This is a genomic window from Ferrovibrio sp. (assembly GCF_017994015.1).
GTDB lineage: Bacteria > Pseudomonadota > Alphaproteobacteria > Ferrovibrionales > Ferrovibrionaceae > Ferrovibrio.
The window spans coordinates 1-22,767 of record NZ_JAGOLP010000025.1; the positions used below are offsets into that span (position 1 = coordinate 1).

General features: G+C 61.8%; 24 protein-coding genes and 1 pseudogene. 11 read left to right on the plus strand and 14 right to left on the minus strand.

What is annotated here, in order from left to right; genetic code table 11:
* Positions 1–732: 732 nt before the first annotated feature.
* A pseudogene (locus KBB36_RS12830) lies at positions 733–864 on the minus strand (IS3 family transposase); the annotation flags it as partial.
* A 398-nt stretch (positions 865–1,262) separates the two neighbouring features.
* On the opposite strand from KBB36_RS12830, the gene KBB36_RS12835 reads away from it, so the two are divergent.
* The 3 genes from KBB36_RS12835 to KBB36_RS12845 all read left to right on the plus strand — a co-directional run bounded on the left by KBB36_RS12835 (position 1,263) and on the right by KBB36_RS12845 (position 3,397).
* Complete coding sequence (locus KBB36_RS12835) at positions 1,263–1,496, plus strand: hypothetical protein (protein WP_290981295.1); 234 nt, start codon at positions 1,263–1,265, stop codon at positions 1,494–1,496.
* A complete protein-coding gene (locus KBB36_RS12840; protein ID WP_290981298.1) occupies positions 1,486–2,016 on the plus strand; it encodes a hypothetical protein in 531 nt (176 codons plus the stop codon). The genes KBB36_RS12835 and KBB36_RS12840 overlap by 11 nt, the downstream gene beginning before the upstream one ends.
* Positions 2,017–2,410: 394 nt before the next feature.
* Positions 2,411–3,397, plus strand: a complete 987-nt coding sequence (locus KBB36_RS12845) for a TerC family protein (protein WP_290981301.1) — start codon at positions 2,411–2,413, stop codon at positions 3,395–3,397.
* Between the two features lie 41 nt (positions 3,398–3,438).
* On the opposite strand, the gene KBB36_RS12850 is transcribed toward KBB36_RS12845, so the two are convergent.
* Genes KBB36_RS12850 through KBB36_RS12865 form a run of 4 tightly spaced genes read right to left on the minus strand, consistent with a single transcriptional unit; the run spans position 3,439 to position 7,644 of the window.
* The gene (locus tag KBB36_RS12850; RefSeq protein WP_290981304.1) at positions 3,439–4,875 is read right to left on the minus strand and encodes an amidohydrolase family protein; all 1,437 of its coding nucleotides are present in this window, start codon (positions 4,873–4,875) and stop codon (positions 3,439–3,441) included.
* A gap of 20 nt (positions 4,876–4,895) precedes the next feature.
* Positions 4,896–5,921 carry an ABC transporter substrate-binding protein gene (locus KBB36_RS12855; RefSeq protein ID WP_290981307.1) on the minus strand — a complete coding sequence of 342 codons (1,026 nt, stop codon included), beginning with the start codon at positions 5,919–5,921 and terminating at the stop codon, positions 4,896–4,898.
* 47 nt (positions 5,922–5,968) lie between these two features.
* A complete protein-coding gene (locus KBB36_RS12860; RefSeq protein WP_290981309.1) occupies positions 5,969–6,742 on the minus strand; it encodes an ABC transporter permease in 774 nt (257 codons plus the stop codon).
* Positions 6,743–6,744: 2 nt separating this feature from the next.
* A complete protein-coding gene (locus KBB36_RS12865; protein ID WP_290981312.1) occupies positions 6,745–7,644 on the minus strand; it encodes an ABC transporter ATP-binding protein in 900 nt (299 codons plus the stop codon).
* Positions 7,645–7,814: 170 nt separating this feature from the next.
* Here KBB36_RS12865 and KBB36_RS12870 point away from each other — a divergent pair, with 170 nt between their 5' ends.
* Positions 7,815–8,573 carry a GntR family transcriptional regulator gene (locus KBB36_RS12870; RefSeq protein ID WP_290981315.1) on the plus strand — a complete coding sequence of 253 codons (759 nt, stop codon included), beginning with the start codon at positions 7,815–7,817 and terminating at the stop codon, positions 8,571–8,573.
* Positions 8,574–8,579: 6 nt separating this feature from the next.
* Here the strand turns inward: KBB36_RS12870 and KBB36_RS12875 are convergent, their stop codons facing one another.
* Positions 8,580–9,116: a nuclear transport factor 2 family protein gene (locus KBB36_RS12875; RefSeq protein ID WP_290981318.1), complete on the minus strand. Its 537-nt coding sequence runs from the start codon at positions 9,114–9,116 to the stop codon at positions 8,580–8,582.
* Positions 9,117–9,166: 50 nt separating this feature from the next.
* Here KBB36_RS12875 and KBB36_RS12880 point away from each other — a divergent pair, with 50 nt between their 5' ends.
* A complete protein-coding gene (locus KBB36_RS12880) occupies positions 9,167–10,402 on the plus strand; it encodes an amidohydrolase family protein (protein ID WP_290981321.1) in 1,236 nt (411 codons plus the stop codon).
* Here the strand turns inward: KBB36_RS12880 and rsmD are convergent, their stop codons facing one another.
* From rsmD to KBB36_RS12905, 5 genes are read right to left on the minus strand one after another with little or no spacing between them, the layout of a single operon-like run.
* Positions 10,403–10,981 (minus strand): 16S rRNA (guanine(966)-N(2))-methyltransferase RsmD, encoded by a 579-nt coding sequence (rsmD, locus tag KBB36_RS12885; RefSeq protein ID WP_290981324.1) that lies wholly within the window; start codon positions 10,979–10,981, stop codon positions 10,403–10,405.
* A gap of 1 nt (position 10,982) precedes the next feature.
* Positions 10,983–12,002, minus strand: a complete 1,020-nt coding sequence (locus KBB36_RS12890) for a pseudouridine synthase (RefSeq protein WP_290981326.1) — start codon at positions 12,000–12,002, stop codon at positions 10,983–10,985.
* Complete coding sequence (locus KBB36_RS12895; protein ID WP_290981329.1) at positions 11,999–12,727, minus strand: gamma-glutamyl-gamma-aminobutyrate hydrolase family protein; 729 nt, start codon at positions 12,725–12,727, stop codon at positions 11,999–12,001. The genes KBB36_RS12890 and KBB36_RS12895 overlap by 4 nt, the downstream gene beginning before the upstream one ends.
* A 31-nt stretch (positions 12,728–12,758) precedes the next feature.
* Complete coding sequence (locus KBB36_RS12900; protein WP_290981332.1) at positions 12,759–13,052, minus strand: HigA family addiction module antitoxin; 294 nt, start codon at positions 13,050–13,052, stop codon at positions 12,759–12,761.
* Positions 13,053–13,061: 9 nt separating this feature from the next.
* A complete protein-coding gene (locus KBB36_RS12905; protein WP_290981335.1) occupies positions 13,062–13,337 on the minus strand; it encodes a type II toxin-antitoxin system RelE/ParE family toxin in 276 nt (91 codons plus the stop codon).
* Positions 13,338–13,423: 86 nt separating this feature from the next.
* Between KBB36_RS12905 and KBB36_RS12910 the strand changes: the two genes are divergently transcribed.
* The 3 genes from KBB36_RS12910 to KBB36_RS12920 all read left to right on the plus strand — a co-directional run bounded on the left by KBB36_RS12910 (position 13,424) and on the right by KBB36_RS12920 (position 16,367).
* Positions 13,424–13,879 (plus strand): nucleoside deaminase, encoded by a 456-nt coding sequence (locus tag KBB36_RS12910; RefSeq protein ID WP_290981338.1) that lies wholly within the window; start codon positions 13,424–13,426, stop codon positions 13,877–13,879.
* A 121-nt stretch (positions 13,880–14,000) separates the two neighbouring features.
* Complete coding sequence (locus KBB36_RS12915) at positions 14,001–15,206, plus strand: acyl-CoA dehydrogenase family protein (protein ID WP_290981340.1); 1,206 nt, start codon at positions 14,001–14,003, stop codon at positions 15,204–15,206.
* 63 nt (positions 15,207–15,269) lie between these two features.
* Positions 15,270–16,367 (plus strand): M14 family metallopeptidase, encoded by a 1,098-nt coding sequence (locus KBB36_RS12920; RefSeq protein ID WP_290981342.1) that lies wholly within the window; start codon positions 15,270–15,272, stop codon positions 16,365–16,367.
* Here KBB36_RS12920 and KBB36_RS12925 read toward each other — a convergent pair whose 3' ends face one another.
* The 3 genes from KBB36_RS12925 to purD all read right to left on the minus strand — a co-directional run bounded on the left by KBB36_RS12925 (position 16,368) and on the right by purD (position 19,889).
* Positions 16,368–17,423, minus strand: a complete 1,056-nt coding sequence (locus tag KBB36_RS12925; RefSeq protein WP_290981344.1) for a phosphotransferase — start codon at positions 17,421–17,423, stop codon at positions 16,368–16,370.
* Positions 17,424–17,426: 3 nt separating this feature from the next.
* The gene (locus KBB36_RS12930) at positions 17,427–18,494 is read right to left on the minus strand and encodes a phosphotransferase family protein (protein ID WP_290981347.1); all 1,068 of its coding nucleotides are present in this window, start codon (positions 18,492–18,494) and stop codon (positions 17,427–17,429) included.
* 78 nt (positions 18,495–18,572) lie between these two features.
* Positions 18,573–19,889, minus strand: coding sequence for a phosphoribosylamine--glycine ligase (purD, locus tag KBB36_RS12935; protein ID WP_290981350.1), 1,317 nt, complete (start codon positions 19,887–19,889; stop codon positions 18,573–18,575).
* An 80-nt stretch (positions 19,890–19,969) separates the two neighbouring features.
* Between purD and xseA the strand changes: the two genes are divergently transcribed.
* Genes xseA through KBB36_RS12950 form a run of 3 tightly spaced genes read left to right on the plus strand, consistent with a single transcriptional unit; the run spans position 19,970 to position 22,473 of the window.
* Positions 19,970–21,388 (plus strand): exodeoxyribonuclease VII large subunit, encoded by a 1,419-nt coding sequence (gene xseA, locus KBB36_RS12940; RefSeq protein ID WP_290981353.1) that lies wholly within the window; start codon positions 19,970–19,972, stop codon positions 21,386–21,388.
* A gap of 1 nt (position 21,389) precedes the next feature.
* On the plus strand, positions 21,390–21,605 hold the full coding sequence (locus tag KBB36_RS12945; RefSeq protein WP_290981356.1) for a DUF2093 domain-containing protein: 216 nt from the start codon (positions 21,390–21,392) through the stop codon (positions 21,603–21,605).
* Positions 21,606–21,612: 7 nt separating this feature from the next.
* Positions 21,613–22,473: a M23 family metallopeptidase gene (locus KBB36_RS12950; protein WP_290981358.1), complete on the plus strand. Its 861-nt coding sequence runs from the start codon at positions 21,613–21,615 to the stop codon at positions 22,471–22,473.
* Positions 22,474–22,767 lie beyond the last annotated feature (294 nt).

Consider the following 22,767-nt stretch of genomic DNA (forward strand, 5'->3'; position numbering starts at 1 on the left):
ACCATCGGTTACGGACTGCCGGACTTCGCAGAGGAACTCAACTACGGAGTCGATCTATCAACCATCTGAGGGTGGTATCAGATTGATGGGGTGAAGGTGCCCCATCAACCATTAAATCCGTATACCCGAAATTCCTTAACCTGGGTCTGCCGGCCGAACTCAGCATCCGGACCAGGCGCTCCCTCCGAATCCCGGTTTGCTGGGCCAAGCCTTTAAAGCCACAAGTGGCTTCCACATAGTAGCCCATGGTTTGCAGGGCGATCCTGGGTTGATCGTTCAGCTGCTTTACTGCCTTCTCAAGCAGCCTTCTCCTGGCGGCGCGGCTCCGCCTGGCTCTGGCGACAATAATGGTTTGCGGGTCGGCTTTGGTCCGAGGCATGGCATACCTGCAGGTGGTTCCCCTGGTGCCGGGCGGTCGTTGGGGCAAGCCGCCGGCCCCCGTCTGGGCCGCATTGTGCCATGAACTCGCCCCGGGGACTGGATCTATAAAGTCTGGGCTGAGGGCAGTTTCCAGGCCGGTGCTCGGTCAAATACAGGTATTGTCAGGAAAGACGGTTCTTTTGCCGGAAGTTGTCAGAAAAGATGGTGATAAATTGTCATCCGACTCGGTACGACTCGCCGGAATCGGCCCGAAAATTGTCAACTAACGTGGTTTCCGACAATGTTAGTTTGATGGTGGGTACTCTGAGACCCACCTTTGGCCCGCCGGGACTCAGAATTTCCGCCTTGTGATCACGATAGCGGGCCGGCTGTGCCACCGCGATCCCGGGCGCTGATTGGAACTTTCTGCCCGATTGCGCCATGCGTTCTTACTTCATTGCAGCACTTGTTCCATTCCTCCATTTTCCGCCGGGCATCATTAAGCTCGGATATCCAATCTAGTGGCAGACCTTTTCCCGTGTCTGTGTTATGCGCCCTACCATTTGATCGACGGGGATCAGAGCACCGGACAAGGACTCTTCAGTACGCTGCGATCTGGCATTGTCACCGCCGGTGTGATCCTGGCGGTGTCTGACGCCGGCGCTCATGCAGCGGAACTGGCGCGCGTCACAGCGATCTATTTCAAACAGCGGCCGCCATTTATGAGGCAGAAGCGCGCTAGCCCGATCAGGCCTTTTTACGAAGGCAACACCGGTAGACTTTGGCCTGATGGATAATGTCGGTTTTCTGGAATTATGAATGGTGGATGAACACATTCCTCAGACTTGGTTCAGACAGCGCCACCTAAACTGATCTCATTCGTACCAGGAATGAGATCTCCAATGCTGCGCAAGATGCTGCTTCAGGCCCTACTCGCTGCCGCCGTAATTGGCGCCTGTGCAACCCTATACGCTGTTACCATGACTACCAAGCCGGCCCGCTTCGCCGCCAGGGAAAATGCCGAAGCAGGAGACATCAGTGTACGCATTCTGCGCGACAAGGCGGGCGAGCACAGAAAGCATCAGGGAGGTGATTTAACCAGCCATAAGCACAAGAGCACTCACGATGATGACTGATACTAAGGCCATTCCGATTATGATGGAGCTTGCGCAGCTTATTAGAAAGCACGCCTTTACGTTACTGCGGATTTGGCATGCCATGTTTGCGGGCGGATACCTAGTCTCTTACATTACGGCGGATAAAGACACTTATGCCATGCACCAATTTTCTGGCTATCTGGTTCTGACGGTACTTGCCGTGCGGCTGATTGTTGGCTTGCTGGCACCGATCGGCCATCCCTTGCGCCTGCCACGACCGTCACCGGGCGATATTCAAACCTGGCTCAGGCGGCGGCGCGGCCGCAACCCATTCTTTGCATGGTTTGCTGTTACGCTGCTCGCTATCGTCGGTCTGGCAGCGACCAGTGGCGCCATGACAGACATCCTGCCACGGATGGAAGACCTGCATGAGGTGATAGCGGAATCTTCGCTTTGGCTCATCCTTGCCCATATCACTTTCGTCACCATCATTTATAGCGGCCGGAGCATCAAATCCTGGTTGAGCGGTGTTCAGTCACGGCTTTTCGGTTCCGGGTGATCCACCACGCCATGACCGGTCAGCCGATTGCCTTGAGCGTGGCGTTGGTCGAGCCAACAAAAAACCGTATCGAGGCCGGAAAATTTCCACAGAAACCGGCCTTGACATCCAGCCCTGCGCTTCCTAATTCCTGTTTGCGAACCGGGCCCCTCTGACGAGACATGTCTCGTGATGTCGGATCGCATCGGAAGTTCCGATGCTCATCAGGCCCGTCTGCGCCCCCGAAAGCTCGGCTCCTCCGGTGACCCACAATCCAGCAATGGAGGACGGGGCTTGCGCCCGGACTATCTGCCTGTGATCGCAAAATGCAGCCATGCCGCAACCAGCATGGCCCGGCAGGCCAGTACCTACGCACAGCACCGTCTTCCATCCAACCTCTTGAGCGAGAGATCCCATGGAATTTCTGTTTGCTGACTGGCTGGGAACGCCGGTCTGGTTCTGGTTGTCCTTCCTGCTACTGGTGGTGACACTCACGGCCTTTGACCTTGGCGTGTTGCACAAGGACGACCGCGAGATGGGCATTGCCGAAAGCCTTAAACTATCGGCTTTCTATATCGGCATCGCGCTGCTATTCGGCGCCTGGATCTGGTATTCGCGCGGCCCCGAACCCGGCATGCAATATTATACCGGCTTCTTCATCGAGAAGGCGCTGTCGATCGACAATGTGTTCGTGATCAGCCTGATCTTCACCTATTTCGCCATTCCGGCGAAATATCAATACCGGGCACTGCTCTGGGGCATCATTGCCGTGATCGTGCTGCGCGGCCTGATGATTGCGGGCGGCGCCGCCCTGGTGAATCAGGCCTACTGGGTGCTCTACCTGTTTGCCGCCTTCCTGATCTTCACCGGGATCAAAATGTTCTTTGTCGGTGACGAGCCGATGGATGTGGCAAATAACCCAGCGGTTCGCCTGATCTCGCGGATGATGCCGGTAACGCGTGAATTGCACGGCCAGCGCTTCTTTGTGCGCGTCAAAAGCCCCAAGACAGGCAAGCTGGTAACATCGGCAACGCCGCTCTTTCTTGCGCTGGTGGTGATCAACCTTGCTGACCTGGTTTTTGCTGTCGACAGTGTGCCGGCGATCTTTGCCATCACCACCGACACCTTCATCGTCTACACCTCCAACATCATGGCGATCCTTGGCCTGCGCGCGCTCTATTTTGCGCTGGCTGCCATGGTGCACCGCTTCCACTATCTGAAATATGCCCTGGCTGCGGTGCTGGTGTTCATCGGTGCGAAGATTTTTATCAGCGATTTTGTGCTGACCGGCGCGAAATTCCCGCCCGTGCTCAGCCTGGGCGTAACCTTTGCCCTGATTGCAGCCGGTATCGTCTATTCGCTGTGGAAAACCCGCAACGAAACCAAACAGCAGAATGCCTGACGCGGCAGCGGGCTGGCCTGAAGCAATTCAGGCCAGCCCGATCAGCCGCAGCCGTATCCAGTGCGGTAGGCCTGTGTGATGGCGCCTTCCAGCGGCTGCCAGGCGGCCAGGAAACCGGCATAATTTGGCATGGCCTGGCGATAGGCTTTGCGCAATTCGGCTTCAAGCGCCGGCAAATCAATCCCGGTAGGCTCGCCATCGCGAGCGATGGTTCTTCCCGCCACCACCACTTCGCGCACATAACTGGCATTGCCGCGGGCAAAGAGCAGATCAAGCGGATCAACCGGCAGCAACGCATCGCGGTCGAGCCGGTCGAGATCAATGCTGATAAAATCCGCCGCTTCGCCCGGCAGCAACCGGCCATTGCCGGGTGCACCCGTGGCATGGCGGCCATGGCGGATTGCCAGATCGAGGAATTCCGCCCGGCCCCAAACGCGCTCAAAGCCGATGCCATCATGCGCCAGCTGCACCAGGCGCATCTCGCGCAAGGCATCGTCATCCTCGTCCAGCGCCACACCATCCACACCCACGGCTATGCGGCAGCCGCGCCGATGCGCCGCTGCAACCGGCGCCAAGCCGGAATGCAGGTGCAGGTTGGAGCTGAAATTGGTGACGATACGCGCGTCGGATTCGGCAATCATGTCCAATTCATCGGGCCGCGCATGGATACAATGCGCCAGCGTCAGCCGCTCGGATAACAGGCCTATATCCTTGAGATAACGCACCACGCCCTGCGGGAAATGCCGGTCGGCCCAGGCGCGCTGGTAGACGGTTTCAAGCAGGTGCATATGGATGCGCCGGCCGCTTTGCGCTGAATGCGCCGCGATGGCTTCCAGCAAGGGCCGCGAACACCATTGCACCCCGGCCGGGCCGAATTGCACATCCAGCATCGGGCCGGCGATGGCGGCGGCAATCTCGTCGATCTGCTCAAGATAGGCCTGCGGCGGCAGCGACCGCTGCGGGAATGCCTGTTCCACAATGACGCGCTCGGCCGGAGCCAAAGCGGCCAGCAGCGGCGCAGCATCGCCATAAAGCAGCGGATTCTGATCGCGCACCGCCAGGGCGAAGGCGATGCGGAGGCCAACATCCTGGGCCGCACGGGCAATCGCCCGGGCCTCATCCACCAGGCTCATTCTGCCGCTGGGCCGGGTGTAATGCACCATCATGGCGCCGCTGCCGGCACGCGCATTGCGGCCGAAAGAGACAGCGGCGGCCAGATATGGGTCAGGCGGGGTGCCGAGAATCGAGCGCAGAATCCAGCTTTCCAGCGGCATGTTGCTGGCGCCGAAAGACGCTGCGCTGGGCCGTGCATGATCATGCGCATTGACCAAGGCCGGCAGGATCAGGCGGCGTTCGCCGGCAGGCGGCGCTGCATCGGTTATGGCCGTGATCAAACCATCGGCATGGTGCAGCTCAACATCATTGAGCAAAGGCTGGCCGGGGCCGCAAAACAGGCTGGTGGCGAAAACGCTGCCCATCTGCGGCCCCGGCTGCTGGCTTAATTGGCGGTATAGACCAGTTCGCGCTCGGCGCGCGGCGGCAGGAATTGCCGCGAGAACACTTCCGATGCCGCCGGGGCGCGTTCAAGCTGATAGCCTTCCACCACGATGCCGATGGCGCGGGTCATGCGGTCATCCTTGATGTCGCCGATGCCGATTTCCTTCATCTCGGGCGAGACGATCAGCTTGTCGAAGGAATATTGCAGGCGGCGCTTTTCCACTGGCACATTCACCAGATTGTCGAACTTTGCCACCGAGGTCATGGCGGCATTCTGGTCCTTGGCCACGATCAGCATCGCCTTGTTCACTGCGCGCACCAGGCCGGCCACCGCCTTGGGGTTCGACTGGATCAGCTTGCGCGACACCATCATGCCGTTGGAATACAGATCAAGCCCGTAATCGCCGAAGGTGAACCATTTGAAATCCTTGTCCGGGTCCTGGCGGTTCAGCACCAGATTAAAGTAGCTGGTGATGTTGAACACCAGGGCAGCATCGATATCACCCTTGATCAGCATCGGCTCTTGCAGATTGGGCGCCATGTTCGACACTTTGATCTTGCTGGCATCCAGGCCATTGCTGCGCACAAATACCGGCAGCAGCCGCGTGGTGGGCGTGCCTTGCGCGCCGCCAAGGGTGCGGCCTTCAAAATCCTTGATCGTGTTGATGCCGCTGCTGGCCTTGGCAACAATGGCAAAGGGCGGCCGGTTCCACATCATATACACCATCACCGGCGCATCCTGCGGCCGGGTGGAGGCATTCTGGATGATGGCATTCACATCGCCGAAGCCGGCATCATAAGCACCCGACATGATGCGGGTGACGGTGGCGCCCGAGCCTTCGCCCTGATCGATCACCACATTGAGGCCCTCTTCCTTGAAGAAGCCCTTGTCGAGCGCATAGAGATAGGCCGCATCGCTGCCCTGGGTTTTCCAGCCCAGGGTGAACTTGATCGTGGTTTCCTGGGCCATGGCGCCGCCTGTGAGCAGCATGGCACCCAACAGGGTGGCAGTCAGTTTCGCAAACATTCCGTCTCTCCTTGTTTGGATCGTTTCGGTGTTGAAGAAAATTTTCATCATGCGGCCGCGATGTCGTTCTTGCGCGTGGCCCAGCCAGTGACCCGGGCTTCAATCAGCGAAAAGGCCAGGTACAGCACCACGCCCAGGCCGGCCAGAATGAACAGCCCGGCGAAAACCAGCGGCACGTCAAAATTCGATGATGCGCTCATCATCACATTGCCGATGCCGCGATTTGAGGCCACGGTCTCGGCCAGCACGGTGCCGACGAAGGCATAGGTGATCGCCACTTTCAGCGAGGCGAAGAAAAACGGCATGGTGCGCGGCAGGCCGACATTCCACAGGATGTCGAACTTGCTGGCGCCCAGGGCTTTCAGCACATCCTCCATCTCGGGTTCGGTTGTTGCCAGCCCGGTGGCGATATTCACCACGATGGGGAAGAAGCAGATCGAAATCGAGGTGAGGATCGCCGGCACTTCGCCGGAGCCGAACCACAGCACAAAGATCGGCACCACCGCCACTTTGGGGATGGATGAGAAACCGATCAGCAGCGGATAGGCCGTGTCGTAGGCCACCCGCGACACACCGATCAGCGCGCCCAGCACCACACCCAGCGCCACGCCAAGCGCAAAGCCGCCGAGCGTGGTGTAAAGCGTGCGGATGATATGCGGCCACAAAACCGGGAAGCGGTTATACAGCGTCTCCATCACCTGGCTCGGCCTGGGCAGGATCAGGTCTGACATGCCGCTGGCCAGGCAGAACACTTCCCAGCCGCCGAAGAACAGCACGATCAGGGCGAAGGACCAGAATTTCTGGCGCAAATGGGCTGGCATGTTTATTCCTCCGCCGCTGCAACTGGCGCGGATACGCCACGGGCATCCACGATCAGGTCGCGCAGGCGCTGGTTCAGCGCCACAAAATCCGGCTCGAAGGTCATGGCGATGTTGCGCGGACGTGGGAAATCCACCGCGCTGTCGTCGATGATGCGGCCGGGTCGTGCGCTCATCACGCAGATGCGGCTTGCCAGGAAGCCGGCTTCGCGCAGGTCATGCGTCACCAGCAGCACAGTGGGCTTATGCGTCAGCCATAATTGCTGCAGGATTGCCCATAATTCCTCGCGGGTGAATTGATCCAGCGCGCCGAAAGGTTCGTCCAGCAGCAGCAGGCGCGGCTCATGGATCAGCGCGCGGCACAGATTGGCCCGTTGCAGCATCCCGCCGGAAAGCTGCCAGGGAAACCGCCCGGCAAAACCCTTGAGGCCGACCTGATCCAGCAGCGCATGCGCCTTGTCGCGGAAGCTGCCACGCTTTTCGCGTCGGTAGCTGGCGCGGAATGGCTGCACGATCTTGAGCGGCAGCATGACATTCTGCTCAATGGTCAGCCAGGGCAGCATGGTGGGGTTCTGGAATGCCATGCCGATGCGCAGGGCCTTGGCCGCCACTTCCCGGCCGCCAACAATCACCGCGCCCGAACTGGGCGATACCAGGCCACTGACCAGTCGGAGGATGGTGGATTTGCCGCAGCCGGACGGCCCCACCAGGGCAACAAATTCGCCGTCATTGATCCTGAGCGAAGTTTCCGATAGCGCCGGCACTGCCTTGTCGCCGCGCCCGAAGGTGACCAGGGCGGCCGATAGTTCGATGGCGCGCAACGCCTCGCCGGCAGGGATTGCCGCCGGGATGGCAAAGGGCTGGGTGGTTTGGGGCTGGGTGGTTTGGGGCTGGGTGGTTTGCATGCTGTTCATCGCTAAAAGTGCATGCAATCTTAATGCCAGCTTTATGGAAGCGCAGTTGACCGGCTTCGGGCGCGGGCTTATGCTGATTCGCACAATCAAGCGACGCTTTGTTATGCACTTGATTGGATAAAGTGCATACAAATTGGGCGGCAAGCAGTCAAATCGGAAGCATGATGAACAGCGCCAAGCGGCAACGCGACCCAGCCGGCGACAAGGTCGGCACCATCTGCCGCGCTTTGCGCCGCGCCATCATTGAGCAGGCTTTGGAACCCGGCGCCAAGCTGCCGGAGGATGCGCTGGGCGAACGCTTCGGCGTCAGCCGCACCATCGCGCGCCAGGCTCTGGGCCAGTTGGCCGCCGAGGGATTGGTGGAGTTGCGCCGCAACCGCATTGCCGTGGTGGCCACGCCAAGCTGGCAGGAGGCGCGCAACACCTTCGATGTGCGCATGGCGCTGGAAGCGCTGATCGTGCGGCAATTATCCGGTCAGTTGACCAAGGCGCAACTGGCCGAATTGCAGGCGCATGTGGATCAGGAAGATGCCGCCCGCGATGGACCGGATGCGGTTTCGATCCGGCTGGCCACAGAATTCCATATCCTGCTGGCGCAGATGACCAGCAGCCCGATCCTGATCCGCTATGTCAGCGAAGTGGCCTATCGCTGCTGCCTGACGCTTTCCACCTTCAGCCGGCCGCATTCATCGGAATGCGCCATCAACGAACATCGTGCCATCATCGATGCACTGGCTAAAGGCAGAACCGAAGAGGTTATGCAGATGATGCACCATCATCTGGATGCCGTGGCCAGCCGCGCCCTGGTGGCGCCCACCAAGCCGCGCAGCAAGGATTTGCTGGATATCCTGGCGCCTTATGCCGACGAGCCGGCGGCAAAAACCAAGCCGGCGCCAAAGCAGCAGCGCAGCGCCGCCTGAACCATATCAGGCTTCGATGCCGCGCCGGGTGAGAATGCGCTCGGCGCTGTCATTCCACACATCCATGGCCACGATCTTGCCATCGCGCACCACAAATCGATCAACATACCGGTTGCCCTCAAACGGCGTGCCATCCGGCCATTCGCCATAGAGTGTGCCGACGCTGTAAACCACCGTCTCACCCGCGCCGGGGCAGACATCGAAACGGTCCATACGCTTCTTCACCCAGCGATAGCGCCCGGCATTGAAGCCGGTCGGGCCGCGTGGATGATCAAACTCCCGCCCGCCGGTGAAGGTGATCTTGGTGCCGGGCAGCATGTAGGTGGCGGCGCGATCCGGATCCGGCGCCATCGAGGCTTCCAGATAGGCCCGGACAATCTCGGCATCCGGCGCGGCCAGGGCTGCCGTTATGGGTTGGGCGATGGCATTCACAATCCGGCTCCACTGGTTATGGCAGGTCTTGGGGTTATGGCAGGTCTTGCGGTTATGGCAGGTCTTGCCATGCGGCAAACTGCCTTCTATAAGTGCATACAGTTTTTGCACTATAATCACCCAATTCCTGCACGCAAGCTGTAAAGCGCAAAATCCCAAGCATGCCCCAAGCTGCCGCCTTTGACCTGATCCTGCGCAATGCCCGGCTGGCCGATGCCGCCGCACCGGTCGATATTGGGGTGCGCCAGGGCCGCATCGCCTGTATCGGCCTGCCGCCCGGCGCCCATGGCCCGGCCGTTGATGCCGGCGGCAATGCCGTGTTGCCCGGCTTTGTCGATACCCATGTACATCTCGACAAGGCCTGCCTGCTCGGACGCTGCGGCCATGACCATGGTAGCCTGGCCGACGCGATCCGTGCCGTCTCGGCGCTGAAACGGGAATTCACCACCGAGGATGTTTATGCCCGCGGCGCCCGCGTGCTGGACAAGGCCATCGCCAAGGGCACCACGCGGATGCGCAGCCATGTCGAGGTTGATCCGCGCGCCGGGCTGCGCAGCTTTGCAGCGATCAAGGCGCTGAAACAGGATTATGCCTGGGCGATTGATGTGCAAATCTGCGTGTTTCCGCAGGAAGGCCTGACCAACGATCCCGGCACCGAGGATTTGCTGCTGGCCGCCTTGCGCGATGGCGCCGATCTGCTCGGCGGCTGCCCCTATACCGACAGCGACCCGCAGGCACAGATAACGCGGCTATTCGAGATGGCGCGGGATTTTGACGTGGCGCTGGATTTCCATCTCGATTTTGATCTGGATCCTTCCTGGCGCCATCTGGATGAAGTGTGCCGCCAGACCCGGCAGCATGGCTATCAGGGCCGCGTTGCCATTGGCCATGTCACCAAATTATCGGCTTTGCCGCCGGCGGAATTTGATGCAGCAGCGCGGCTGCTGGCCGAAAGCGGCGTGGCGCTCACCGTGCTGCCGGCCACTGATCTTTATCTCACCGGGCGCGAGGCCAGCCATAATGTGCCGCGTGGCCTGACGGCGGCGCATCGCCTGGTGCAGCATGGTGTCTGCTGCTCGATCGCCACCAATAATGTGCTGAACCCGTTCACGCCGTTTGGCGATGCCTCACTGCTGCGCATGGCGAATTTCTACGCCAATGTGGCGCAGGTCGGGCCCGGCGATTTCGGCGCCTGCCTTGATCTGGTGACGCATCTGCCGGCGCGGCTGATGCAGCTTGGCGATTACGGCATCACGCCCGGCAACCCTGCGGATTTTGTGGTGCTGGATACGGCCCGGCCCAGCGATGCATTGGCCGAACTGGCCGAGCCGCTGATGGTGTTCAAACGCGGCCGCCAGACCGTGCGGCGCCAGCCGGTGCAATTGCTGCGGCCTTGATCAATCACCGCGCCGCAGGAAACTCAGGCGGGCCGGGCCCTGGCGGCGTTCATCCACCAGTTCAAAGCCCGGCGGCAGGGCCAGGCTGCCCCTGGCATCACTCTCAATGATGGCCAGCGCCTGCGGCTTGAGCCAACCTTCGCGCTCCAGCGCCTGCAAGACCGGCACCGCCAGGCCGGAACGATAAGGCGGATCAAGCAATACAATATCCGCTGCCATATCAGCCGCGCAGCGCCCCGGCCGAGAAGCATCGGTGGCGCGCAATGTGATCCGCTCGGCCAGGCCCAGCTCGGCTGCATTGCGCAGGATACAGCGCCGCGCTGCCGCATCTATCTCAAACAGATGCGCATGCCGCGCACCGCGCGACAGCGCCTCGAAACTCAGCGCGCCGCTGCCGGCAAAGGCATCCAGCACTATGCCGCCTTCCAGCAGCGGGCGACCATCATCGCCAGGCATTCGCGGCGAATGCAGCAGGATGTTGAACAACGATTCGCGCACCCGGTCGGTGGTCGGCCGTGTGGTCTGCTCCGGCGGCGCATGCAGCGCCCGGCCGCGATGGCTGCCGCCGACGATGCGCATCTCAGTCCTGGCGCCGGGGCTTTGGCCGCCCGGGGCTTTGCGGACGCCCAGCATTTTGCGAACGACCAGGATTCTGCGGGCGGCCGGGGCTTTGCGGGCGTTCCGGGTTATGCGGCCGCATCGGGCGCGGCCGCTTGGCCGTCTTGCCTGGCCCGGCCTTGGCTTCCGGCTTGCCTTGCAGCGTCAGGCGGCCCTCGGGACGGCTGCGTTTCTGCTCGCCACTCTTGGCCTCGGCCTTGTCCTGGCCACGATCCTGGCCCTTGCTTTGCCTGGCCGGTTTCTCTCCCATCTGTTCGGCCAGCACCTTGCCCGGCACTTCCTTCACTTCGCCCTCAAGCAAGGAGCCAAGCTGGAACGGGCCATAGGCAACCCGGATCAACCGGCTGACCGGATAGCCCAGATGTTCCATCACGCGGCGGATTTCGCGGTTCTTGCCTTCGCGCAGGCCGATCAGCAGCCAGGCATTATCGCCCTTCTGCCGCTCCACGCTGGCCTGGATGGCGCCATAGGACACCCCCTCAATGGTGATGCCCTGGGCCAGCCGGGCCAGCAACTGCTCCACCACCTGGCCATGCACCCGCACACGATAACGCCGCAGCCAGCCGGTGCTGGGCAATTCCAGCCGGCGCGCCAGCGCGCCATCATTGGTCAGCAGCAGCAGGCCCTCGGAATTAAAATCCAGCCGGCCGACCGAGATCACGCGCGGCATGTCTTCCGGCAAACTTTCAAACACCGTAGGGCGGCCCTGCGGGTCGCGATGCGTGGTCATCAGGCCGCGCTTCTTGTGGAACAGCCACAAACGGGTGCGTTCCGGCGCCGCCAGCGGCTTGCCATCCACCACGATGCGATCCGCCTCGCCCACCACCACGGCCGGCGTATCCAGGATACGGCCATTCACCATCACGCGGCCTTCGGCGATCCAGCGTTCGGCATCGCGGCGCGAACACAGCCCGGCGCGAGCCAGCCGCTTGGCGATGCGCTCGCCATCCTTGGCGCCCTCTTTTTTTGCAGTCTCGGTCATGATCTGGCGGCCTCGGCAATGAAGGCGGCGTAAAGCGCGCGGTCGCCTTGCGAGATGAAAAATTCCGGGTGCCATTGCACCCCGATGCAAAAACGGTAATCCGGATGTTCGATCCCCTCGATCACACCATCCGGCGCCACGGCATTACACGCCGCGCCAGGCGCCACCTGCGCCACCGCCTGATGATGCGCCGAATTCACCGGCAGGGTTTCGGCGCCCACAATGGCATGCAGCCGGCTGCCCGGCGCGATCCGCACCTCATGGCCGGCCTGGTCGCGCGGATTGGGCTGTTCATGCGCCAGGGCATCCGGCACCGCATCGGGGATATGCTGGATCAGCGTGCCGCCCAGCACCACGTTGAGCAATTGCTGGCCGCCGCAGATGCCGAAAACCGGCTTGTTGGCCGCCAGCATGCCCTTGAGAATCGCCCATTCAAACTGCGTGCGCGCATCCTTGGTGGTGACGCTGGCATGCTTGGCCTCGGCGCCGAACAGGGCCGGATCAACATCGAAGGCGCCGCCGGTAACGATCAGGCCATCCAGCAACTCAACATAGCGCGCCACCGCACCAGGCTCATGCGGCAGCACCAGCGGCACGCCGCCGCTCTGGCTCACCGCCGAACAGTAATTCTGCCGCAAGGCATACCAGGGGAATTTCGAATAGCCGCCGGGCTGTTCCGAATCCAGGGTGAGGCCGATCAGGGGCGCCGGGGACTTGCTGGTCATGGCGTGGTTATAGGCTGCGGGCAGAAACCGCTCAAGCAGCACGAGGCCGCACGTCACGCTCAATGGCGGCCTGCAACTTTACCTGGGCCATAGAGAGGTCATAAGCGCTTTGCAGGTTCATCCAGAATTGCGGCGTGGTGTTGAAATAACGCGCCAGCCGCATGGCCGTATCTGCTGTTACGGCACGGGGGGTGTCCTGGCGGATTATGGCGCCGATACGATTGGCCGGCACCCGCAAGGCCAGCGCCAGCGCATTGGCGCTCAAGCCAAGCGGCAACATGAATTCCTCGCGCAGTATTTCGCCAGGATGAGTGGTGATACGCATGGCAAGCTCCTAATGATAATCAACAATTTCCACATCTTCGGCGCCATCGCGCCAAACAAAGCAGATTCGCCATTGATCGTTGATCCGGATGCTGTGCTGGTCGCGCCGATTGCCTTTTAATGCCTCCAGGCGATTTCCTGGTGGCTCGCGCAGATCGTTAAGCGCCATAGCAGCATTCAGCATATCAAGGCGCCGAAACGCGACCACCTTGATGGCTTCAAATCGGCGCGTCTTCTGGCCGTTGAATAACGCCATGGTTTCCTTGCATCGGAAACTTTTGATCATGTCACTTAACATAATACGCGAAACGTATTATGCAAGACATATCATTGGCGCTTGACGGCGCCCGCAGGCTCCAGCAGGTTGGCGCCATGGAACGACTTTCCGGCTTCATGGACTTGGCGCTTGAGCAGGCCCGGCTGGCCGCTGCGCGCGGCGAGGTGCCGGTGGGCGCCGTGCTGGTGGAAGGCCAGAGCGGCCGCGTGGTGAGCCAGGCCGGCAATGAGACCCGGGCGCTGAACGACCCGACCGCGCATGCCGAAATCCTGGCCATCCGCCGCGCCGCCAGCGAACTGGGCCAGGAACGCCTGGGCGGCTGCGACCTCTATGTAACGCTTGAGCCCTGCCCTATGTGCGCCGCAGCAATTTCCTTTGCGCGGTTGCGAAGGCTGTATTACGGCGCCGATGACCCCAAGGGCGGCGCGGTGGATAACGGCCCACGCCTGTATAACCAGCCGAGTTGCCATCATCGCCCGGAGGTTTATGGCGGCCTGGCGGCAACTGATGCCGCCGTGCTGCTGCGCGATTTTTTCGCCGCCCGGCGCTGAGCGTTTTACCCTCCATCATCCTTATGATGATCACCGACACGGCCCTATCCGGCGGCCGGAAGCGGGAGTAAACTCGGTCCGTCAACCGTTATCGGCTAACTATCAAACAAGGACCAACAAGATGGATTTCACTTTTTCCGACCGCGTGAAAACGCTGCAGGAACAGGTCACCAAATTCATGGATGACCATATCTACCCGAACGAAGACCGTTTCTTTGCCGAGATCGCCACCGGCGACCGCTGGGAACCGACCAAGGTGGTGGAGGAATTGAAGGCCAAGGCCAAGGCACAGGGCCTGTGGAACCTGTTCCTGCCCGAATCGCATCGCGGTGCCGGCCTCAAGAATCATGAATATGGCAGCCTGTGCGAAATCATGGGCCGTTCGTTTCTGGCGCCCGAAGTATTCAATTGCTCGGCGCCGGATACCGGCAATATGGAGACCATCGAGCGTTACGGCACCGAGGAGCACAAGAAGCAGTGGCTGGAGCCGCTGCTGGCCGGTGAAATCCGCTCGGCCTTCGCCATGACCGAGCCGGCGGTGGCTTCGTCGGATGCCACCAATATCGAATCCGAGATCAAACGCGACGGCGACCATTATGTCATCAATGGCCGCAAGTGGTGGACCTCGGGCATCGGCGACCCGCGCTGCAAGATCATCATCTTCATGGGCAAGACCGACGCCGCCAACCCGAACAAGTACATGCAGCAGAGCATGATCCTGGTGCCGCGTGACACGCCCGGCGTGAAGGTGCTGCGCATGCTGCCGGTATTCGGCTATGACGATGCGCCGCATGGCCATGGCGAAGTGGTATTCGAGAATGTGCGCGTGCCGGCCAGCAACATGCTGCTTGGTGAGGGCCGCGGCTTCGAAATCGCCCAAGGCCGCCTTGGCCCGGGCCGCATCCACCATTGCATGCGTCTGATCGGCCTGGCCGAGCGCAGCCTGGAGAAGATGTGCAAGCGCGCCAAGAGCCGCGTGGCTTTCGGCAAGCCGATCTCGGAGCAGACGGTGACGCTGGAGCGTATTGCCGAAGCCCGCATCCTGATCGACCAGGCCCGCTTCCTGACCCTGCATGCGGCCTGGAAGATGGATACCGTGGGCAACAAGGCGGCGCGCAAGGAAATTGCCATGATCAAGGTGGCGGCGCCGAACATGGCCTGCCAGGTGATCGACTGGGCGATGCAGGTGCATGGCGCGTCGGGCATTTCCGACGACCAGATGCTGGCCTATTCCTATGCCCAGGCGCGCACGCTGCGTTTTGCCGATGGTCCGGATGAGGTGCATCGCAACCAGATCGGCCGCCTCGAATTGCAGCGCTGGAACTAAGCCCGTAACAAGTCGGCCGGAAACGGTCAGGATCAGAAGAAAACAAAAAAAGCGAGTTTCCCCATGACCGTTTCCGACTTTTTCGCCGCCAGCTATGCCGAGGCGCGGGACAAGTTCCGCGCCTCGGCCCGCGCTGCCGGTGCCACGCTCACGGCTTACGAGAATCCCAAAGCGCGCACGCCCGATGGCGGGCCGCTGACCACCGACGTAGCCTGCCTTGGCCCGGCCGATGCCAAGCGCGTCTATCTCACCTCTTCGGGCACCCATGGTGCCGAAGGTTTCTGCGGCTCGGGCTGCCAGGTCGGCTTTTTCGCCGAACGGCTGTATGAAGCCGCCACGCCCGATACCAAGATCATCATGATCCACGCCATCAATCCCTATGGCTTCGCCTGGCTGCGCCGGGTGACCGAGGATAACGTGGACCTGAACCGTAACTTCCAGGATTTCAACGCGCCGCTGCCGGTGAACCGGGCCTATGCCGATGTGCATGACTGGCTGATCCCGGCTGATTGGGACGGGCCGGCCAAGGCCGCCGCTGATCGCGGGATCCTGGCCTATCAACAGGAAAACGGCATGATGGCCTATCAGGCTGCCGTTACCGGCGGGCAATACAGCCATGCCGATGGCCTGTTCTTCGGCGGCAACGCGCCAACCTGGTCAAACGCCACCTTCCGCCGCATCCTGGCCGAACATGTGCCGGCCGGCATCGAAGCGCTGTGCAGCGTGGATTACCATACCGGCCTCGGCCCGATGGGCTATGGCGAACCGATCTATGTCGGCCCGGCGCGTGATGAAAAGACCGGCGGCCTTGATCGCGCCCGCGCCTGGTATGGCGCCGATGTCACCAATCCGAATGACGGCTCGTCAACCTCGGCCCGCGTCACCGGCACCGTGCCGGAAGCGTTTCTTGATCTGCCAGCCAGCGTGAAGGTTACCGCCATTGCGATGGAATACGGCACCCAGCCGGTGCAGCAGGTGTTGAATGCGTTGCGCGGCGACCATTGGCTGCATGCGCGTGGTGAACTGGATTCGCCGCTCGGCAAGCAGCTCAAGCGGCAATTGCGTGATGCCTTCTACACCGATACAGCGCCGTGGAAAGCCGCCATCTTTGGCCGCGCCGCCGATTTTGCCTTGCGCAGCTTCCGGGGTCTGGCCGGCTGATTAGTCGTCGCCGCCGTCAACCAGGTTCCAGGCCTGGTTGGCGACCGAGCGCACCACCGCCGCATAAGCCTTGATGGTGGGGGTGGCCGGGCCACGCTCCAGCCCGCGTTTATGGATGCCCTGCGCCATCACGGCGACGCGAAACAAGGCAAAGGCGAGGAAAAAATTCCAATGCGCGATGCCTTCAATGCCGCGCGCCGCACAATAGGCGGCAACATAATCATGCTCGCCCGGAATGCCTGAATCGATATAGTCAACCCCCTGTAGGCTGCCCATGCCGGGGATCGTGACACGATAGGGCATGCAGTTGATCGCCAGATCGGCGAGCGGATGGCCGATGCTGGCCACATCCCAATCCAGCATTGCCACCACGTGCGATTCACTGGGATGGAACACCAGATTGTCGAGCCGGAAATTGCCATGCATCAGGCTGGTCATGCCATCCTGCGGCACATTGGCCGGCAGCCAATCCAGAAGCCGCGCCATGGCGCCAATCTCTTCGGTGCGGTTGGCATTATATTGCTGCACCAAAGCCGCCACCTGGCGCGCCAGATAAGCGCTGCCATCGCCATTGGTTGGCAGGCCCAGGCTGTGCGGATCAAGGCCATGCACCTGCGCCATCGCCTGCGCCATCGCCAGATAGATTGCCTGGCGCTGCTTGGCATCCATGCCGGGCAGATTGGGATCGCGGAAATGCCGGCCGGCAATGTAATCCAGCAGATAAAACGGTGTGCCGATCACGCTGTCATCCAGGCAGACCAGCCGGGGCATGCCCATCGGCAGGCCGGCAGCATGCAGTTTGCTGATGAGCGCAAAATCGCGCTCAACACTTTCCGCCAGCGTGCTGCCCTTCTTGGCCACCTGGCGTTTGCGCAGCACATGATTCTGCCCCGGGCTGTGCAGCAAAAAGGTAGGCGCGGCCTGGCTGCCCTTGAACTGGTTCACCGTCAGCGGCGGCCTGAAATCGGCCAGATTGGCCTGCAAATAGGCGGCCAGTCTGGCTTCATCAAACCGGTGTTGCGGCTGTACGGGCATCAGCTCGGCAGGCGCCACCATGGCTCATTTCCCCCCAGTGAGCCTTTCGACCACCGACCAGGCGATCTCGGCAATCGGCTTGGCGCGCTTGCCGGATTCAACCGCATGTTCGCTGGCAGCGGTGCCATCCTTCACCCGGCCCATGATCCCCTGCAAAATGCCGGCGATACGGAACATGTTATAGGCCATATAGAATTCCAGATGCGGAATGCCGTCGCGGCCGGTGCGCTGGCAATACAGACGGCAATATTCCGCCTCATCGGGAATCCCGAGCGCGGCAAAATCGATGCCCTGGATGCCGCGAAACACTTCAGGCGCCAGGCGCCAGCTCATCAGATGATAGCTGAAATCACCCAATGGATGCCCCAGGGTGGACAATTCCCAATCCAGCACCGCCACCACACGCGGCTCGGTAGGATGGAAGATCATGTTGTCCATGCGGTAATCGCCATGCACAACCGAAACCTCGTCGCCCGACGGGATATTCTGCGGCAGCCACTCGATCAGCTTTTCCATCGCCGGGATATGCTCGGTTTCAGAAGCCTTGTACTGCTTGCTCCAGCGCGCAATCTGGCGCGCGAAATAATCACCCGGCTTGCCGAAATCACCCAGGCCCACGGCGGCATAATCCACCTTGTGCAGGGCGGCGATGGTGCGGTTCATGGCATCAAAAATCTGGCCGCGTTCATCACGGTTCAGGTCCGGCAGACGCTGATCCCAGAAGATGCGGCCTTCAACACAATCCATCACATAGAAGGCGGTGCCGATGATGCTGTCATCCTCACACAGGCCATAAGCCTTGGCCACCGGCACATCGGTCTGGCCCAAAGCCTTGATCACGCGGTATTCACGATCAACTGCATGGGCCGAGGGCAACAGCTTGCCCGGCGGCTTGCGGCGCAGCACGTATTTGCGGTTCGGCGTGATCAGCTTGAAGGTGGGATTGGATTGCCCGCCCTTGAATTGCTGCACTTCCAGCGGGCCTTGGTAATCTTCCACATTCGCCTTGAGCCAAACCTCCAGCGCGCCTTCGTCAAAACGATGGCGTTCCTGCACTGGCATGGTACCGACGAAACGATCCTGGTCACTCATAACTCGTTTCCCCCTGAACTATCCGGCCAACGATACCCAAGCCGGCACCGGGGGCGCAACCGTCTATGATTGCGGAGTTCATTCGCGTGCAGCAGTACTTTCACCAGCGCCAGACTTCTCTCGGGCACCAGACTTTTCTCGGGCAATGGCGCGCCAGCCAATATCCGAGCGGCAGAAACCATCCTGCCACTGAATCTTCCCCACTGCCGCATAGGCCACCGCCTGCGCCGCCGCCACATCGCGCCCCAGGCCGCAAACCCCGAGCACGCGGCCGCCATCGGCGATGATGGCACCATCGGTTCCGGGCTTGGTGCCGGCATGGAAAACCGCAGCACCAGGCACCGCCGCAGCTGCCTCCAGGCCACTGATGACGCCACCCCGGGCCGGATCACCCGGATAACCCTTGCCGGCCATCACCACGCAGAGCGCGGCCTCATCATGCCAGCGCAGGTCAAAATCCTTCAGCATGCCGTCACGCGCAGCAATCAGCGCCGGCAGCAGATCGGATTTCAGCCGCAGCATCAAGGTTTGGCATTCCGGATCGCCGAACCGCACATTGTATTCGAGCAGCTTGGGGCCCTGCTGCGTCAGCATCAGGCCGGCAAACAGCACGCCCTTGAACGGCGCGCCTTCGGCCTGCATCGCTGCCACGGTGGGATTGATGATGCTGTCCATCACCACGCGCTGCAAATCGGGCGTCAGCACAGTGGCAGGTGAATAGGCCCCCATGCCGCCGGTATTCGGCCCGCTATCGCCATCGCCAACCCGCTTGTGATCCTGGGCCGAGGCCAGCGGCAGGGCATGCTTGCCATCCACCAGGGCAAAGAAGCTGACTTCCTCACCCTCAAGAAATTCCTCAATCACCACTTCGGCGCCAGCCTGCGTGAACAGGCCCTGCACAGCTTGCAATGCTTCGTCCAGCGTCATCGCCACCGTCACGCCCTTGCCAGCGGCCAGGCCATCGGCCTTCACCACAATCGGCGCGCCATGTTTGCGGATATAGGCTTCGGCCGGCGCCAGCGCATCGAAACGGCCATAAAAGGCCGTGGGGATGCCGTATTTGGCGCAGATATCCTTCATGAAGCCTTTGGAACCCTCCAGCCGGGCAGCGGCGGCATTGGGGCCAAAACAGCCGAAGCCGGCGGCTTCCAGCTTATCCACCAGCCCCAGCACCAGCGGCACTTCCGGGCCGACGACAACAAAATCGATATGCTCGTCGCGGCAGAGTTGCAGCAGGCCGTCTAGATCGCCTACCCCGACCGGGCGGCAGGTAGCCACCGCCGCGATGCCGGCATTACCCGGCGCGCAGATCAGCTTGTTGACCAGCGGCGAGGCGGCCAGATTCCAGCACAGGGCATGCTCGCGGCCGCCCGAACCCACCACCAGCAGATTCATCGGATTCACCTGTTGTTCGGTCTCTATCGGAATGGCGGCAATCTTTGTATCATGCCGGCCCTGGAAGCAAGGCCTGCCGCATGAGCGAATCACCCGAGGCCGGGCGCGGCAACGTGCCCGAATTCACTGTTACCGAACTCTCGTTGCGGCTGAAACGCAGTATCGAGGAAAGTTTCGGCTGGGTGCGTGTGCGCGGCGAGATTTCCGGCTTCAAACGCGCTGCCTCCGGGCACCTTTATTTTGCCCTCAAAGACGCCGATTCCCTGCTGGATGCCGTGTGCTGGAAAGGCCAGGCCGGCCGCCTCGGCCTGCGCCCTGAAGACGGCATGGAAGTGATCTGTTCCGGCAAGCTGACCTCCTATCCCGGGCGCTCAAAATACCAGATGGTGGTGGAGCGTATGGAACTGGCCGGCCTCGGCGCGCTGATGGCGTTGCTTGAGCAGCGCAAGCAGAAGCTGGCGGCCGAGGGCCTGTTTGCCACCGAGCGCAAACGCGCCCTGCCCTATCTGCCGCGGGTCATCGGCGTGGTCACTTCGCCCACCGGCGCGGTGATCCGCGATATCCTGCATCGCCTGGCCGACCGTTTCCCCACTCGCGTGCTGGTCTGGCCGGTGCTGGTGCAGGGTGAAGGCGCTGCCGATCAGGTGGCCCGCGCCATCCAGGGCTTCAACGCCCTGCCGGTGGATGGCCCGGTGCCCCGGCCCGATCTGCTGATTGTGGCGCGGGGCGGCGGCAGCCTGGAAGACCTGATGGCCTTCAACGAAGAAAATGTGGTGCGTGCCGCCGCCGCCTCGAAAATCCCGCTGATCTCGGCCGTGGGGCATGAGACCGACACTACGCTGATTGATTTTGCCGCCGACCGCCGCGCGCCCACCCCAACCGCCGCCGCCGAAATGGCCGTGCCGGTGCGGATGGAATTGTTGCAGGATGTGGCCGGGCTGGATGATCGCCTGCGCCGCTCAATGGCGCGGCTGGCTACAGACAAACGCCGCCAGCTCGACGGCCTGGCGCGTGGCCTGCGCGGCCCGCGCGAGCAACTGGCCCAGGCGCAGCAGCGTTTTGACGATCTGGCCGAGCGGCTGCGCTATGCTTTGCATGTCGGCATCAATGCCCAGCGCGCGCGCATGGAAACCCGCTTCGCCAAATTGCAGCCCGGGCTGCTGCGGCGCGAGACCCGCGATTATCGCCGCCGCCTGGATGACAGCCTGGCCCGGCTGCGCCGTGCCGTGGCGCAACGCACCGATCTGGCCGGCCGCGCCTTGCAACAGCAGGCCAAGCTGCTGGAAAGCCTGAGCTACCGCAATGTGCTGGCGCGCGGCTATGCCGTGATCCTGGATGAAAATGGGCGCGCCGTGCAAAGCGCCGCCGCGCTCAGCCCGGGCAGCAGCATCGCCATCGAATTACGTGATGGCCGCCGCAACGCCGTGGTGGATGGCGAGGCGCGGCGGCGCGGCGGCGCCAAGGCCGGCAACCCGGCGCAGCAAGAGGAGCTATTCTGACATGATCCCATCCTTCGGCACCCGCGATGGCGAGGCCAGGCTGCATTATTCGATGTCAGGCTATCAGGTGATCGTGCCGGGGCGGTATGTCACCTGCGCCGTCACCGGGTTACGGATTGATCTGGAGCGGCTGCGCTACTGGAATGCCGAGCGCCAACAGGCTTATGTCAATGCCGCCGCCGCGTTGCAGGGCATACGCGGCCAGCGCATTGATTGAACTGACTATGTTGTCTCGCCGCCAGCTGCTGTTTGCCCTGCCCTTCGCAACCCTGCCGCTGGCATCCCGCCTTGTCCGGGCAAATGAAGCAGCCAATGCGCCGCCACCGGGCATCACCTGGCGGGGTGATTTCAGCCAGGGCGGCATGGTGCTGGGCCGCGCTGCACCCGACTTGCTGCCCGGCCTGCAATTACGCCTCGGCGAACGGCCGATCAGTCTCGGCCCGCAGGGTGAATTTGTGTTCGGCTTTGGCCGCGATGAGGCTACCAGCCAGGTTTTTGTTATGCGGCGCCAGGATGGCAGCGAAAGCAGCCTGCCGCTCACGATCAGCAAACGGCAATACGATATCCAGCGCATTGACGGCCTGCCGCCGGCCCAGGTGACACCACCGGCCGCGCTGCTGGAGCGTATCAAGCGTGAGAATGCCCGCATCGCCGAAGCGCGCAAGATCAATTCAGCCAGCCTGGATTATCTCGGCGGCTGGCTCTGGCCTGCCGATGGCCCGGTCAGCGGCGTGTATGGCAGCCAGCGTATTCTCAATGGTGAACCGCGCCAGCCACATTTTGGCCTGGACATCGCTGCACCAACCGGCGCGCCGGTGCGCGCCTCCACCGCCGGCATTGTCACTTTTGCTGACAGCGATGTGTATTACACTGGCGGCACCGTGATCATCGACCACGGCCACGGCATCAACGGCGCCTATTCACATCTGGCGCGGGTGGATGTGAAAGTGGGCCAGCGCGTGCGCCAGGGTGAGCAGATCGGCACTGTGGGCGCCACCGGGCGCGCCACCGGGCCGCATCTCGACTGGCGCGTCAACTGGTTCGACGTGCGCCTCGACCCACAGCGCCTGCTGCCGCCGCGCTGAGGCCAATCCGACATAATCATCGACGAGACAGAACTGGCTTACTGCTGCGATCCAGGCATTTACGGTACACGCAGGCCACGGCTGTTGGGTTTAATTTCTGTCAAGCGTTGGAAGACGCGGTATTGCTGCGATTTTGGAATTTCGCGCCTTGACGAAACGCGAAATCAGCGCTGCTGGAATATCCCGACGCTCAAACCTATCCTCTCACCATCGTCATGCCCGGGCTTGACCCGGGCATCCCGTTTTTAGCCGTTTTGTAGGCATTTTCCCACTGGAGCGAGATGCGCGGATCAA